The organism is Flavobacterium sp. WC2416 (assembly GCF_041200095.1).
Classification (GTDB): domain Bacteria; phylum Bacteroidota; class Bacteroidia; order Flavobacteriales; family Flavobacteriaceae; genus Flavobacterium.
Window position 1 is genome coordinate 2867287 of sequence record NZ_CP165626.1, and the last position, 17933, is coordinate 2885219.

The following is a 17933-nucleotide window of genomic DNA, read 5'->3' on the forward strand; positions in this document are numbered from 1 at the left end:
ATGTCAAAAATTAAGTTTTATGTAGTCTGGAAAGGACGTCAAACAGGAGTTTTTACTACTTGGGCAGAATGCCAAGCACAAACAAATGGTTTTCCTCAAGCAGTTTTCAAATCCTTTGAAACACTAGAACTGGCACAGCAAGCATTTAATGGCTCCAGTTATGATTTTATCGGTAAAAGCGTTGAAAAACCAGCTTTGTCTGAAGAAGAGTTGTTACTCATAGGAAACCCCATAGCAGATAGTATTGCAGTAGATGGCGCATGGAACAACACAACAGGAATTGTAGAATATCAAGGAGTATTTGTAAAAGATAAAAAAAGCATTTTCACAATGGGACCGTTTGAAGATGGAACCATCAATATAGTTGAGTTTCTAGCTATAGTTCATGCTTTGGCACATTGTAAGAAAAACAATAGTACACTTCCTATTTATTCAGATAGTAAGATCGCAATAGGATGGGTTCGTGATAAAAAACAAAGCACTAACCATGAACCAAGTGATAAAAATAAAAAACTTTTTGACCTTATGGAACGTGCTACTAAATGGCTCAATGAAAACGAATATGAAAATAAGGTGCTGAAATGGGAAACGAAAGCTTGGGGAGAAAACCCAGCTGATTTCGGCAGAAAGTAGTACTAGTATTACAGCTAAAAATAGTATATTACAATCTTAAAAATTAAAAAGAATTGATAACTACCAAAACGGATTTAAGTAATTTAAATATCAAACAACATGAAGCGGTTGTTTGTGAAGACAAACGAATTTTAGTATTAGCTGGAGCTGGCTCTGGAAAAACCAAAACGTTGTTGCAAAAAATCATTTACTTAATTGAAGAAAAAGGAGTAAGTCCATCGAGCATTCTTGCCATTACTTTTACCAAAAATGCAACCAATGAAATGATTGACCGTTTGATCATTTCGGCAGATACAAGCACGAAATATGAAAATATGTTGCTGGACAAACGTTTTTCAAAAGCAGAAAAAGATCGAGAACGCTATTTGCAACAAAAAAATTATAAATGGATCGATGGCTTGACCGTGAGAACATTTCACAGTTTCTGTTATAGTATTTTACGTAATTATGGTGTGAATGAATTTGATAATAAGTTTCGAATTATAGGCGATGAAAAACGAGATGAAGAGGATGAACTCGCTAAACATGTGGCGCCAGAAACTGTGTTTGAAGTAGTTCATAAACTTTTGATATCAAAATGTGACAACACTGAATTTCTGCTTCAATTAAAGAGATACATTCTAGATTATAACGTAGATAAAATACATCTAGCAAAAAACAACCCTAATAATTCAAACAACGACGGGAAGTACTTCACCACACTGGATGGTACTAGAGTCCGTTCAAAATCAGAACAGTTTATAGCCGATTGGTTTTACAGACACAGTATAAAATACGAATACGAACCGCTTCTTAAAGTGAAGGATTTTGATTTCCGCCCTGATTTTTATATCCCAGAAGCGAACTTATACATCGAGCATGTAAGCGATAAAAGTTACCCTCTTAATGGCAAAGAAGAACAGTTTGAAAAGGGAAACTTACTCTATTTTAAAACCTATGATTACATCACTCAGGATTCGGCTTTATTCAATCATACTCTAGATAAAGTAGTCAAAAATCGTTTGCCTTCTAATTATCATAAAAATGTATCCCTAACTTTTAGAGAAGAGTTTAATGGTTATCATGAAAGTGTAAAAGACTTCGTAAAGCAAATCATGCGAATTACAGATATGATTAAAGTCGAAAACATAAGCCCTAAACAAATATTAGAAAACGCAAAAAATGATCAACATGAAAGGGTAAGACATTTTTATGAATTAGCCATTCCCATCGTTGAAGAATATATTGAATACACAACCAATAAATCCTATCTCGATTTCAACGATCTAATTTCAAGAAGTGCCTCATTATTTGAAAATCATGAAGATATAGCTAATAAATACAAAAGTAAATACCAATACATTCTAGTTGATGAATTTCAGGATGTCAATAATTTACAAGTTGAACTAATCAAACATTTATTAACTGATGAAACACAACTGTTTTGTGTAGGGGATGATTGGCAAAGTATTTATGGTTTCAGGGGATCAAACGTAGATTACATTGTAGATTTTGAAAAATACTTTCCCAATTCAAAAGTGGTAAAATTAGATCAGAATTATCGTAGTACTCAAAATATTGTTGGGGCTAGCAACGAAGTTATAAAGCACAATAAATTTAAAGTGGAGAAAGAGATTCATTCCTCTAAAATATCTGAACATAAAATTGTGGTCTATTCTGGTAATGATGAAAAAGACAATATTCAGTTCTGCACAGATAAAGTAAGAGAATTATTAGACGATGGTTTTCTACAGGATGATATTTTGTTTTTATACCGAAGAAATAAAATGTACAGTCCCTACTTCTTTAAATTTAAAAATGAGAATATCAGGGTGCAAGGAAAAACAATACATGCCTCAAAAGGACTGGAAGCGAAAGCCGTTTTTATACTCGGATTAACGGAAGGCAGCGGCGGGTTTCCAGATATTTGGCTAGAAGATAGAATTTTTCAAGTAATAAAAACAGCCAATCACGATTTACTAATGGAAGAAGAAAGACGCTTGTTTTATGTCGCTATCACCAGAGCAAAAGACAAACTATTTCTAATAACAGAAAAGGGAAATGAATCTAGCTTTTTGAAAGAAATTCCAGAAAAGTTTACGGTAAAAACAAGTCAGTCGATGCAATCAGTAGTAGAAAAAATTATTAAATGTGACAACTGTTTTAGTCAACTGGAAAAATTATGGATTGCATGTCCGTATTGTGGTGAAAAAGTAAGTTAGAATATTTAGAGCATAGAAACGGGGTTAAAAGAATTTGGGGAATAATTAATGAGATTGCCACGCTCTACTGCGTTGCGCTCGCAATGACATCATACTGATATGACTACAGAAGCACTAATAGAACAGGCAACTATCGAATGGTTACAAGACTTAGGTTATACGCACGTAAAAGGGAATGAATTACCTCAAAATGCCAATGCTGTAATCCTAAAAGACCAACTAAAGGAATTTATTGTTAATAAATACCCTCAAGTACCCTCTGAAATTCAAGATCTTGCTGTAGCTGACTTTTGTAATAATCTAGGTGCCGACATTGATTACCGTAACCGTGATTTTCATCTGAAACTCACCAAAGGGATTAGTTATGAATACAAAGATGCAGAAGAGAATGAAAAAGCAGTTCATATCTACCCTATTGATTTTCAAAATCCATTAAATAATAGTTTTTGCTGTGTCAATCAGTTTAGTATAGTTGGTAAAAATAAACGCCGCCCTGACATTATTATTTATATCAATGGAATACCGCTCGTATTGTTTGAGCTCAAAAACTGGTTTGATGAAAATACAACCATTGACGAGGCATTCAATCAAATACAACATTACCGCAAGGATATTCCGCTCTTATTCGAATACAATGCCTTAACAATAGTAAGTGATGGTAACGAAGCAAAGCACGGAATGTTCAATGGATCTGCTGAATGGTATGCCGCTTGGAAAAGTATCGATGGTGTCGCAATTGTCGAAGATGATTTCCAGATGCATACTTTAATAAACGGTTTGTTTCCAAAAGACCGTCTGTTGTCGTACATCAAAAACTTCATCTTTTTTGAAGATCACAACGGAACATTAATAAAAAAAGGGGCTAAATACCATCAATTTTTTGGAGTCAACTTTGCTGTAGAAGCAGCAAAAAAAGCGATAAAACCTTATGGTGATGGTCGTATTGGGGTTATCTGGCATACCCAAGGCAGCGGAAAAAGTATTTCAATGGCAATCTATGCGGGAATATTACGAAGCTTACCTGAATTGAAAAATCCAACGATTGTAGTTCAAGTGGATCGTAGCGATTTGGATTTTCAATTGTATGAAAATTTTGTCTTGGCCAAAGATTTAGTTGGAGATGTACAACATGCAGGATCAACAGATGAATTGCGCCAATTACTATCTACAGGAAGTGGCGGTGTAATCTTTACAACCATCGAGAAATTCAGATTAAAACAAGGCAATGAAAACGAACTGGGAGAAACTGCCCATCCGATACTTTCAGAAAGAGAGAATATTATTGTGATGGCAGATGAAGCTCACAGAACACAGTATGGTTTACTAGATGGTTTTGCATCCAACTTACGCAAAGCATTACCTAATGCATCGTTTATAGGGTTTACAGGAACACCTATAGACAGCAAGGATGCCGATACCCAGGAAGTTTTTGGAGAAACGATACATATTTACGACATCAAACAGGCGGTCAATGATAAGGCGACTGTTCCTATATATTACGAACCTCGCTTGGCAAAACTGCATTTAGGAAATCAAAACATTGATGCCGAAGTGGATGCCATTACCGAAGATCTTGAGGATGATGGCAACCTGAAATGGGCAGCCATTGAAGATGCAGCAGGTTCAGAAGACCGAGTTCAGAAAATTGCCAATGACATTATGAAACATTATAAAAACCGTACAGAAACCTTACCCGGAAAGGCAATGGTGGTTTGTATGAGTCGTCGCAATAGCGTAAAAATGTATGATGCTTTAAAAGCTATTGAAGGTTGCCCTGAAATAGCTGTTGTAATGACAGGGAATATATCCAAAGATCCAATTGCTTGGAATGAGCATATTAGAACACAAGATGCAACCGAAGCGTTAAAAAAACGATTCCGTAAACCCGAAGATCCGCTTCAAATCGTAATAGTTCGAGATATGTGGTTGACGGGATTTGATGCGCCATGTGTACATACCATGTATATAGACAAGATCATGCGTGGACATACATTAATGCAAGCTATTACAAGAACAAACCGCGTTTTTAAAGACAAACCTTCAGGAGTAATTGTAGATTATATTGGTATTGGGGACCAATTGAAAATTGCCACTTCTAAATATACTGGTGGTGGCGGAAAAGGACAACCCACTATAGATATGCATCAAGCCTTGGAAATGTTCTACAACCAAGTAGAGATTTGTAAGAGTTTATTACCCGAAAAAAGTGACTATTCCAATTGGAAAGGATTACGAGATAGCGACAAGGTACTCTTGATAAGAAAGGCATTGAACGGCATTATTAAATATGATGAAGTAGCAAACCAATTTATGCTAGAAGAGAAGAAATTAACGGGCTTATTATCTATCGTGAAATCACAACCTCAAATTCAGGAACATTCAGTTGATGTGTTGTTTATCCAACATTTATCAAAAGCGATTCGCAATGCCAAATCCGTAAAAGGAACCAGAAGCAATCAAAAAGACCAAATCAAGGAATTGATAAGCCGAAGTATCGAATCAGATGATATTGTAGATGTTTTTGCCATGGCAGGATTAGAACGTGCTGATATTTCTATATTAAATGAAGATTTTCTTTTGGGTGCCAAAAAAGAAAAAGATAGTATCGCTATAAAAATTGAGTTATTGAAAAACATCCTAATGGACGAGGTTAAACTACGATTGCATAAGAACATAAAGAAATACACTTCGCTCAAAGAAGAACTAGAAAAAGTAATCGAAAACTACCATAAAAATGCCATTGATTCCTATGCAACAATTGCTGAATTAGTAGAAAGAGCCAAACACTTACAAGAGGAAGATCACCGAAACAAGGAACTGGGACTAAGCGACGAAGAATTGGCTTTCTATGACATATTGGCTTCCAAAAAAGAAATTATAAAAGAAGCGGGACCCGTTCAGGATATTGTTCATGGGGTTGTAAAAGCAGTGAAGAATAATCTACAATTAGACTGGATGAATAAAGAAGATGCTAAAGCTGCCATACGGTTAGCTGTTAAAAAAGAGTTACGAGGCAAAGTGAATATTCTGGAATTAAACACAATTCTTCAGGAAATTATGGAACAAGCCGAAGGTCAATTTGCAGAATGGAGGGCATAGTCGGTACTTAATTTCAAACAAATAGTTTTAAGAACTCAATACGATAACAATTGATAAACATGAATGAAATTTCAGATATAACGACTCCTAAACTAAAACCAGTAATTACTTATCTATATAACTGTTTGTTTGATCCTACAAAAAAATTCGACGCATTAGAAGGCTTTGATGATGTTGTTGATTATGGTATAGTAAAATTCAAAGGTTTAGAAAGCTGCCGTAAAATAGTTGTTAAATACAAGGATAAAAGCTACGAATTAGGCCTTTTCAATTACATAAGAGATAATGGGAACACTCTGGGTATAAGAAACGGGGAAACTGACAGTAATTTTATTCAATATGTTTTGGATAAATTTATTCAATTATCGGATGATACAATTCATTTTACACATGATGGTGTGGTTACTGGAAGTTCGGGCAAAACAAAAGATGCATGTATTGAGAATATAAAACAAACATCCCCTTATCTTGTTAAAGTTGATGGAAGCAAGGAAGTAATTGATCTAGGTTATTTAGAGAATGGATATCAATTTGAAGATGAAAATTTTCAAAAATTTGTTGGCTCTTTTATTGAATATTCCATTTTGAGAAATAATTTTAAAAATGATTTTGGTAATAAAATAAATATGAAAGAAGAATTTGCCAATTGGCTTATATCAAATGATGGAGGAAAGAGTAATTATTTTTCTAAACAGTTTGGCAGTAAGAAAGAGCGGCTTTTAGAAGAATTAGACTTATATGAGCAGAAGTATAAAGAAAATTTTGATTCCGAATTATTTGTTATAGAATTAAAAAACTCTCAAATTCTAATTAATTCAATTAAGGAAAATATTTATGATAAAACAGCAGAATTTTCTAAATTCAGTGAAAACAGATCAAGAGATAGACCAAGAGCAATATTAGGAAAGGATAATTATTTAAAGTTTCTCCAAGAAAAATTGGGTCAAAAAAACACTGTCAATTACTGGATATTTCAAGGTAATCCTAAATTTTATGATGTAGTTAGTTCTTTGCAAAATGAGTTGCTAACTACATGGAAAATAGGCGCTCACAAAGACAAAATAAAAAAAGGGGATAAAGTAATTTTATGGCTGACGGGAGAAAATTCAGGTTGTTATGCCTTGGCAAAAGTAACCTCAGATGTTGGCAGGATTTCAGCGACTGAAGAGGAAATCAAATATTACAAAACAGATTACGACGAAAACGAAGATCGAGTAGCAATTGAAATTGAATTCAATTTAGCCACAGATCCAATATTGTCTGAAGAGATAAAAGTACTATCACAATTAGACGAGCTAAAAACAGGAAATCGAGGAACTAATTTTAGTGCTACTAAATCGCAATATGATGCCATATTAAACCTTATTAATTCTAATAATACTGGTGACTATGCAGCAGTTAAAAAAGTGTTAGATCCAGAAAAATTAAATATATTTCTTAAAACCCTTCGTCATTTTATTAAAACTGAAAACATAATTGTTTCCGATGAACGCCTAAGTTTCAATGTAAGAAAAAGCAAAAAAAGATTAATATTTATTATAGGAAATAGATATGCCTTCTGTATTGAAAAAAGGAATACTAAAACAGAAATTTCCTTTATTTATAAAGAAATTTTAAGTGAAGTTTCGGAGAAATTTAGAAATCCAAATGGTAAAATTGAAGCCTATTTGAATACTTTAGAAAATATAGAGGAATACAAAAAAAACATATATGAAGGTTTCTTAATTGAACTAGAACGAAATAACAAATGTCCACATAGAAAATTCATTAATCAAGATTTTGCAGCAGATGTATTTTCAAAATCAAAAAATGAAATAAAATTTATTGTTGCAAACATTACATGGAATAGTAAAGATTGGAAAGAAGCAAGTGACGATAATAGCGGTCACGCCTGGGTAGGTGGCGAAAACGTCCCTCACGAAAGTTGGAACTTTGATTTTAATAATCCTCGAAATACTACTGAAGAAGTGTTGGGCTTCGCCAAATTTACCAATTCACCAAAAGTTGAAGGAAATCAAAACCTTATTATATTTTACTCTCAAGGTAAAATAGTTGGATTTTACGGTAAGGCAGAAGTTTTAAAACAATGGGTTAATTTGAATGATAAGGAATCCTATAATCTTATTGGTGATAAAAACTTTAGCGTTGTTTTAAAAAACAAAATAGGCAACATTAAGGAAAAAGGATTTCTAGAGGATAAAGAACGTGTAGGTCAGGTTGGGTTCAGTTATCTCAAAAAAACAGATACAGCTTTAAATATATTGGATGAAGCTTTAAAGTTAAATCCAGAACAAGATCAAGCTTTAAATAATATCAAAGAATGGATTTTTGAAAACACTAATCCCCAAATCAATTCAAACACTGGCAATATGGAATCATTTGACAAAACAACAGCCTTAAACCAAATTCTATACGGACCTCCTGGAACAGGTAAAACATTCGAATTGCAAAACACTCATTTTGATAATTTTACAATAAGAGAAACTGCTTTAACAAGAGAACAGTATTTAGAATCAGTTGTTGCTGATTTAACGTGGTGGCAAGTAATAAGTATTGCTGTTTTTGATCTTGGTAAGGCAAAGGTAAATGATATCGTAAATCATGAATTAATAAAAATAAAAGAAAAATTATCTTCTTCAAAAACAGTGCGCCCAACCATTTGGGGACAATTGCAGAGTCATACTGTTATGGAATGCCCTTTTGTGAATGTGAGTAATCGATCGGAACCATTATACTTCTCAAAAAGTGAAGATTCAAAATGGACAATAGATGAAAAATTGTTGGATGATTATTACCCTGAAGCTAAAAATATTCTAGCAATTAGTAAAAATTACAAACCTAGTAATGATACTTTAATTAAAAATTACGATTTTGTAACTTTTCATCAGTCATTCAGTTATGAGGATTTTGTGGAAGGAATAAAACCGAGATTAGATGAAGGAGAAACGGAAGTCGCTTTTGAAATCAAAGACGGAATTTTCAAGAAACTCTGCATCAAAGCTGAAGCTGATCCAAAAAACAAGTATGCCATTTTTATTGATGAGATCAATCGAGGAAATGTGTCCGCTATTTTTGGAGAATTAATCACTTTGATTGAAGACGATAAAAGACTTGGTGCTGCTAACGAACTTAAAGTAAAATTGCCTTATTCTAAAAGAGAATTGGGTGTTCCTTCGAATCTATATATCATTGGTACTATGAATACGGCTGATCGAAGTGTAGAAGCTTTGGATACTGCCTTAAGAAGACGTTTTTCGTTTTCAGAAATCATGCCTAATCCAGAATTATTAGAAGAAATACAATTCAATAGTTTTAATTTATCCGAAGTATTGAAAACCATTAATGAACGAATTGAAGTTTTATTAGACCGCGATCATACCATTGGTCATTCTTATTTTTTGAAAGTTAAAGATGGAGATATTGAAAGCTTGAATTCGGTTTTCAAAAACAATATTTTTCCATTATTACAGGAATATTTTTATCACGATTACGAGAAAATCGCTTTGATATTAGGTGAAGGTTTTGTCCGTATAAAAGAGAATCAGACTGTAAAGTTTGCTAAATTCAATGATATTACTACTCCAGATATTGCAACTCAATTTGAGTTAATTGACAAAATAGAAGATATAGAAGCAGCAGTTCATTTGTTACTGAACCGCAATGTCTAAACCCATACATAAAATACAAGTTTTTGAACATCAAACCCTCTATTATGGTAGAGAGTACAACGCTATTTCGTTTAAAGAAAAGCATTTTAATGCTTTGGCTAAACTGAATGAGTATCACGATAATAAGTATTTTACTGTAGTTCATAAAGGAATTAAGTTTGCACAATATGTGGGCGTAGTCCAAATTGATGGTTTGTGTATAGAGATTCTTCCAAAGGCGGATCATTCATCTGATGACAAGAACGTTTGGCAAGGCGTTTTAATTGATATGTTGCGCACTACTAAAAAACTAAAGGTTGATAAAGTTGGTCATGCAAATGTCAATAAACAAAACATTCATCTGCTGGATATTTATTTTGAATGGTATCTTAATGAATTACAATTGCTTATTCATCAAGGTTTAATTAAGCAATACTACAAAGAGACGAATAATGTTAAAGCGTTAAAAGGGAAACTAGAATTTGCAGGGCATATTCAAAAAAATCTAATTCATAAAGAACGTTTTTATACCACACATCAAGTCTATGAAAAAGACCATGTAGTACATCAGGTTTTGGGACAAGCGTTAGGTATAATTGAACAATTTTCGAAAGGAAATCATTTGTACAGCAAATGTAAGTCCGTCCAACTTGATTTTCCTGAAGTAAAACCAATTCAGGCCAATGAAGCAACTTTTGCTAAGATTCCAAAATCTAGAAAAACAGCACCTTATAAAACCGCTTTAGAGATTGCTCGTTTGATTATTTTAAATTTTGCCCCCAATGTATCCAGTGGTAAAGAAAACATGTTAGCCTTACTCTTTGATATGAATTCGTTATGGGAAGAATATGTTTTAGTGTGCTTGAAAAAAGCAGCAAAAAATAACGATTTAAATATTGAGGTTCATGGTCAAAAGTCAAAAACATTTTGGAATGGGATAACGATTCGTCCAGATATCGTAATTGAGAAAGGTCATGAAACTTATATTATCGATACCAAATGGAAGAACATTAACGGCGGCAAACCTTCAACGAATGATTTACGCCAAATGTATGTGTACAATGACTACTGGAATTCGAGTAAAGCCATGTTATTGTATCCTTCAAATAGTACAACATTTACAAAAGAGGATTTTATTCCTTTTAATAAAATAACAGAAATAGGACATCACGAATGCGGATTGGGTAAAATTTCTATTTTGGATTCAGAAAACAGAAACCTAGATAAAGACATTGGTACAATTATTTTAAAATGGTTCAATATTGTTTGACAAACATCAGCTGGGCATTAATGCAAAAAGGAGAACATAAAAATATTTATCAATAGAATAACCAAATTGTTTTTATTAAAAACGACCTCCTTTACGGGAAACCGTAAGAAATGGGTTCATATAAACCGTAAGTTTGAGCACTAATATTTAAGATTGAAATATAATTACCCTAGCAGCAAGATACCTTTATGAAAATCCTTTACAAGATTATATTTTTTTTCATCCTAGTAAATAACGGATGTGTTTTAAGTGCTAGAAATAGTGACCCAAACATTGAGAAAACGAAAAAGGCCGGAGCTTCCTTAAGTATTTTGAGTAATTTAGCAGTGCCTTCCGCAACTATTTCAGGAACAACAACTGTCTGTCAAAATGCAGCACAACCACAAATAACGTTTACAGGCTCAGGGGGAACAGCTCCTTATACTTTTACCTATACTTTAACTGGTATTACTGGAAATCAATCAATAACTACAACGTCTGGAAATAGTGTAACCATTCCAGTCCCTACTGCAACAGCAGGTATTTTCAACTATAATTTGATTAGTGTTCGCGATATGGCAAATCCTACCACGGAACAAGCAAGTTCAGGGATCGCTATTGTAACAGTAAGTTCAGCTCCTGTTGTCGACTTTACATTTACCAATGATAACACATGTTCGGGAACTTTAATTCAATTTTCGTCTAATGTATCAGCTGGTTCATATACTTATTCCTGGGATTTTGGAGACGGAACAACCTCAACCATGCAAAACCCTAGTCATTCTTTTACAGAATTGGGTTGTGGAACTGCAACGAAAACAATAAAATTAACAGTAGCAGGTGGTGGTTGCACAATTAGCAAAACAAAAATAATAGGTATAAAACAAAAACCAGACATAAATTTTACTGATGTCAATAATCTCTTTGACCCATTTAGTAATTGTAGCAATGCATCATCAAGTTCTGCGTATTCGATTACTGTAGGAAATACTTCTGCTTCAACTTGTATTTCGTCCTTTTCTATAAATTGGGGTGATGGAAATACACAAGCTAATGTAACATTTCCTATTTCGCACACATATTCTGCTACTGGAGCTTATTCAATGACCATTACTGCAACTGGAAATAATGGCTGTGTTAATACAAAAACCTATGTAATAAAAAATGTTTCCAATCCACTTGGTGGCTTAAATAGTCCCGGTTCTACACAAAATTTATGTGCTCCAACCTCAAATTTACAATTTTCAATCTCCAATTGGGGAACCAATTCTCTCGATACAACTTATAAAGTTAATTATGGTGATGGTTCACCAATACTAGTTTTAACTCAAAATCAATTAAATAGTTCCAGTTACTTTAATTCAGCCAATCCTTCAAATTCCACTAATTATCCAATTCCACATATTTATACATCCAGTAATTGTCCTGCTACTAGTTTTGAAGTAAAATTAGATGTAACAAATGCATGTGGTACGACACCATTTACACTTGGTAATATAACAATACTAACTAAACCAACAGCAAATTTCACAGCTCCTTCTAAAAGTTGTATTAATAGTAGCGTTTTATTTACAAACACAACTATTTCTGGATTTGGGCAAAATTGCATTGCGGGCTCAATTTACACATGGGACTTTGGAGATGGCTCACCAGTAGTACCAACTTCAATATCTGCTCCTCAAAACATTAGCCATACGTATAGCACTTCAGGAACATATACTGTAACATTAACTGCTCAAAATGGCTGTGGAATAACTACCAAAACGCAGCAAACCTGCATAGAAGCACCTCTTGTCCCCTCTTTTACTCTAAATAACTACTCTGGCTGCTCTGCTCTCACAACAACAGCAACGAACACCACCATAGTAACAAATTCTTGTAGTCCTCCAACCTATGTCTGGAGTGTAACTTACGCTTCTGCCTATTGTGGTACCAGCATTACACCTATTCCAAATCAAACAACAACAAATGCTTCTTTCAATTTCACGGAACCGGGAACATATACCATTAAACTCACAGCAACAAATGCCTGTTCTCCTCCGCAAGTAGCAACACAAGTTGTAACAGTAAAAAAGCCACCTACAGTAAGTATAAATCCAATTACCTCTGTTTGTCAATCACAACCAACGACATCTATTACTCCTGCGGCAAGTACCACTAATTGCGGTACTCAAGCCCTAACTTATGCTTGGAGTTTTCCAGGAGGTTCACCAGCAACTTCAACTTCTGCAATTCCTGGAACTATTAGTTATGCTACCACAGGAACTTTCACTGTTTCATTGTCAGTTACAAATGAATGTGGAACAACGACAGCAACTAATAAAATTTTTACAATCAATCCTTCGCCTACAATAACAGGAAATCTATTTTCATGTGTTGGGTTCACTTCACAATTAACGGGTTCGACATCTGCGGCTACAACTAGTCCTTGGACATCTTCCAATCCATCAATAGCAACAATCAGTTCGACTGGCTTAGTAACAGGAGTTTCGGGAGGAACCACAACCATTACTTATACCAATTCTAGTAATTGTAAAACTACAGAATTGTTTACGGTAAATTCGGCACCTACTATAACTCAACCGCTTTCTAGTACCATTTGTCTAGGAGGAACTCCCAATGTTCTGTCGGTTACTGTTAGTGGGACTACTGGTACTCCAATCTATCAATGGTATTCGAATAATACTAATAACACAACAACAGGAACTGCAATTTCAGGCGAAACCAATTCTACTTATACTCCCCCTTCAACAACGGCAGGAACGTTATACTACTATTGTATTATTAGTTTGTCGTCTGGAGGATGTACCAGTATTAAAACCAAAACGGCAACAGTAACCATACTACCTAATGCTACCATCACCACTCAACCAACTATTACTCAAAATATTTGTATTGGTGTAACAATACCCACTCCCTTAACTATTGCTTATTCAGGTGGAACCGGAACGGCTAGTTATCAATGGTTTTCCAATACCACAAATTCTACATTAGGTAGCACATTAATAACAGGAGCAACTTCTGCTAACTACACACCTCTAGCTTATAATACCCCAGGCAATTTTTATTACTATGCAACAGTTTCATTAAACGGGAATGGTTGTTTGCCAGCCACTAGTAATATAGCTGAAGTTATTGTGTTTAATGATCCTACAATAAGTAACCAACCAATTACTTCACAAACTTTGTGTCAAAATGCAACTCCAACAGCTCTAACAATTGTTGCAACTGGAGGGAATGGCGCATTTAGTTATCAATGGTACAGCCATTCATCAAATACCAATACTGGAGGTACATTAATTGTAGGAGCAACAAGCAATAATTATACTCCATCAACAAATACTGTCGGTACAAAATATTATTATTGCATTGTCAACCAAAACAGTACTTCTGGTTGCAGAGTAACTAGCACAACTGCTCAAATTATTGTAATTTCTGCACCCACAATTACGACTCACCCTGTTTCGAGTACAGTTTGTCAAGGAGGTATTCCAACTACTTTGTCTATTACAGTAAGTGGTGCTACTGGAACTCCCCAATATCAATGGTATTCAAATAATACTAATAACACAACTACTGGAACTACAATCTCAGGAGAAACCAATTCTACTTATACTCCATCCGCTTCAACTGTGGGGACAATTTATTATTATTGCATCATCACATTGACTTCTGGAGGATGTTCGAGTGTTACCTCTAATACTGCCACAGTGACCATCAATGCTGGAGCTACCATCACTATACAACCTACGGCAACACAAAGTTTATGTGTTGGGGCAACAATTGCTACTCCATTAACTATAACTTATACTGGAGGAACAGGAACTGCCAATTACCAATGGTATTCGAATACTACAAATTCTACAATAGGAGGAACACCAATTCCAAGTGCAACCACTGCTAGTTATAAGCCAGCTGTTTATGCAGCAAGCGGCACTTATTACTATTATGCTACCTTATCGTTCTCTGGTAATGGATGTGGCCAAATAACTAGTAATCCGGCCGAGATTGTGGTTGTTAGCGATCCCATCGTTAATACGCAACCTATTGCTTCTCAAACCTTATGTCAAGGTGCTACACCAAATGATTTAGTTGTTACGGCAACCGGTGGAATTGGAACTTTTAACTATCAATGGTATTCATCTAATACTAATATTAATACTGCTGGGATATTAATTACTGGAGCAACTAACAACACATTCACTCCGCTCTCAAATACAGTTGGAAAAAAGTATTACTATTGCGTGATTACACAAACAGCTAATGGTTGTAATGTGACAAGTGCAACTGCTGAGGTAATCATAAGTCTTGCACCTACAATTGTGACACAACCACTTTCCAGTACAGTATGTTTAGGGCAAAACCCTACAATTCTAAATGTAAACTATAATAACGGTGCAGGAACCCCCACTTATCAATGGTATTCGAATAGTATTAGTTCAATCACTGGAAGCAGCCCTATTTCTGGCGCTACAACTAATCCTTACAGTCCTCCAAAAACTACAGTGGGAACCATTTATTATTATTGTATAATTAGCTTACCATCTGGAGGCTGTACCGAATTAACTTCTAATATAGCTAGTGTTACCATTAATCAAAGTCCAGTTATTTCAAATAAAAACGCTTTGATTTGTAGTGGAAATTCATTTACAATAACTCCGAACAATTTAAATGGTGATTTAGTACCGCCAAATACGACTTATACTTGGTCTAGTCCAATTATATCACCTCTTGGTTCAATAATAGGTGCATCTTCACAAAATAGTCCGCAAATTGACATTAGTCAAATACTGGTAAATACTACAACAAGTCCTGCAACTGTTACCTATAATGTAACTCCAATTACGGGTAGTTGTCCTGGAAATGTATTTACTGTAACAGTAACGGTTAATCCTGCAATATCATCTATTATTACTTTAAATAATAGTAATTGTTTTGGAACTAATAATGGAGCTATACAAACCAATATTACAGGAGGGATACCTTTTAGTTCTGGTTCTCCCTATCTTATTTCTTGGACTGGTCCAAATGGTTTTATATCCTCTTCTTCAAACATTTCAAATTTGGCACCTGGGAATTATGATCTTTCCATTACAGATACTGGTGGCTGTCCTATTACTAAAACCTATACGATCACAGAACCTAATGATATTATTATTGGCACTGATTTGCATAAAAACATTACTTGTTTTAATAAAGCAGATGGTTCAGTTGCAATCACGGTCTCGGGCGGTACCTTGAACTATTCTTACGCTTGGACGAAAGACGGAAGCCCTTATTCAACATCAGAAGACATATCAAATTTAGCTCCTGGAACATATATCATTTCGGTTTCTGATGCTAAAAATTGCGGTCCTAAAACAGCGACTTTTACTATAACAGAACCTCCTATTTTGGATGTTAGTTTAATAAGCAAAACCGATTTATTGTGTTCTGGACAACCATCTGGAGCAATCGCTATTAATGTTGTTGGAGGCACAGCACCGTATAATTATGCATGGACAGGACCAAATGGTTTTATAAGTTCTAATAAAGACTTAGCAGGTATTGCAGCTGGAACTTATAATTTGGCAGTAACCGATAGTTCGGGATGTTCAAAAACATTAAGCGTTACCCTTACCCAACCATCTGAAATTATTATTACTGCGACCACAACACCCATTATCTGTTACGGTAATAATGACGCAACAATCAAAATAGTAGTTGCCGGAGGTGTTGCACCCTATACAATCTCATGGAGCAACTTAGCAAGCGGTACCTTCCAAGATAACCTTTCCTCTGGCGATTATCTGATAACTGTTACTGATGTGTTAAACTGTACAACTTCCTTAAATGTAAACATCCCTGAAGCTCCTATTTTTACCGTAAATCCAGTTATCAAAAACATAAGTTGTTTCGGTGATAAAAACGGAAGTATTAACCTAAATTTCATAGGTGGTATCGCTCCAGTAAAGTTGACTTGGAATGATAGTTCGGTAGCTGGCACAGTCAGGAACAATTTGGGACCAGGTAATTACACGGTAACGATTGTTGACAGTAAGCCTTGTACAATTACACGAACTTTTACTATTCTTGAACCCCAACCGTTAGTGCTATCTGCCAATGTCACTAATGCTTTTGATTGTAATAATGCCAATAGTGGTGCTATAAAACTCCTAGTTGCCGGTGGTACGGCACCGTTTACTTACATCTGGTCAAACGGAGCTTCAACCGAAGATTTAAACAATATTCCAGCAGGAAATTACTTGGTTACGGTAAAAGATGCTAACGGCTGTTCAAAACAGGCTCAATATAGTATCAACAGGCCGGCACCAATTGTACCTGCAGTGGTAACCAAAACTGAATTTGACTGTGAAACCAAATTCGTTAAACAAACTTTTGTAGCCCAAATTTCTGGCGGGGTTCCTCCCTACCAATTAGTTTGGTCAAACGGAACCGTTAGTGGTACGAATAATGAAATGATGAATACCAGCCAAAATGGAACTGCGATACTTTACGTAACTGATGCTATTGGATGTAAATCAAATTACTCCTTCAATGTTAAATTGCAATCCCTTGGAACCCCTTCTTATAATGGAAGTTCATATTTCTATTCCTCTTATGGCAATTATTCCATAAATGATCCGATTCAGTTTACCAATACAGCAACTGGGGATTACGTCAGTATACTTTGGGACTTTGGTGACGGCACTACTTCAACCGAATTCAACCCAGTACATACCTTCATCAATCCAAAAGATTATGTTGTTACACAAACAGTAACCTATCCTTTCGGATGCATTTATATCCACAAAATCACTTTTATCGTTGAAAAAGGATATTTATTGGTAGTTCCGAACGCTTTTACTCCAAACAATGATAACATCAATGACACTTTAAGACCCGTAACAAAGGCTTTAAAAAACGTTCGCTTGGATATATATGACACCTGGGGTTCGCTGATATATTCAGATACAGGGGAAATTTTGCGAGGATGGGATGGTAAAATAAAAGGACAGAATGCGGAAAACGGTAATTACTACTGCAAAGTCAGCGGAGAAACTTTTTATGGGACTATTGTCAATGTAAACCACCCTTTCGTATTAATAAAATAAGCCCCAAATT

6 protein-coding genes are annotated in these 17933 nt (G+C 34.9%); all 6 read left to right on the top strand.

Translation table 11 applies throughout. From position 1 onward, the window contains the following. Nucleotides 1-633, top strand: a complete 633-nt coding sequence (locus AB3G39_RS12095; RefSeq protein WP_369769394.1) for a viroplasmin family protein — start codon at nucleotides 1-3, stop codon at nucleotides 631-633. A gap of 53 nt (nucleotides 634-686) precedes the next feature. Beyond that, a complete protein-coding gene (locus tag AB3G39_RS12100; RefSeq protein WP_369769395.1) occupies nucleotides 687-2834 on the top strand; it encodes a UvrD-helicase domain-containing protein in 2148 nt (715 codons plus the stop codon). A gap of 99 nt (nucleotides 2835-2933) precedes the next feature. Next, on the top strand, nucleotides 2934-5933 hold the full coding sequence (locus tag AB3G39_RS12105; RefSeq protein WP_369769396.1) for a type I restriction endonuclease subunit R: 3000 nt from the start codon (nucleotides 2934-2936) through the stop codon (nucleotides 5931-5933). Between the two features lie 59 nt (nucleotides 5934-5992). Beyond that, nucleotides 5993-9601: an AAA family ATPase gene (locus tag AB3G39_RS12110; protein ID WP_369769397.1), complete on the top strand. Its 3609-nt coding sequence runs from the start codon at nucleotides 5993-5995 to the stop codon at nucleotides 9599-9601. Next, nucleotides 9594-10850, top strand: coding sequence for an McrC family protein (locus AB3G39_RS12115; RefSeq protein ID WP_369769398.1), 1257 nt, complete (start codon nucleotides 9594-9596; stop codon nucleotides 10848-10850). Before AB3G39_RS12110 ends, AB3G39_RS12115 begins: the two co-directional genes overlap by 8 nt. A 188-nt stretch (nucleotides 10851-11038) precedes the next feature. Next, the gene (locus AB3G39_RS12120) at nucleotides 11039-17923 is read left to right on the top strand and encodes a PKD domain-containing protein (RefSeq protein ID WP_369769399.1); all 6885 of its coding nucleotides are present in this window, start codon (nucleotides 11039-11041) and stop codon (nucleotides 17921-17923) included. Nucleotides 17924-17933: the final 10 nt, after the last annotated feature.

Coding starts and splice junctions, on each gene's coding strand:
- AB3G39_RS12105 (WP_369769396.1), top strand. CDS start 2,934: ATGACTACAGAAGCACTAATAGAACAGGCAACTATCGAATGGTTACAA.
- AB3G39_RS12120 (WP_369769399.1), top strand. CDS start 11,039: ATGAAAATCCTTTACAAGATTATATTTTTTTTCATCCTAGTAAATAAC.
- AB3G39_RS12110 (WP_369769397.1), top strand. CDS start 5,993: ATGAATGAAATTTCAGATATAACGACTCCTAAACTAAAACCAGTAATT.
- AB3G39_RS12115 (WP_369769398.1), top strand. CDS start 9,594: ATGTCTAAACCCATACATAAAATACAAGTTTTTGAACATCAAACCCTC.
- AB3G39_RS12095 (WP_369769394.1), top strand. CDS start 1: ATGTCAAAAATTAAGTTTTATGTAGTCTGGAAAGGACGTCAAACAGGA.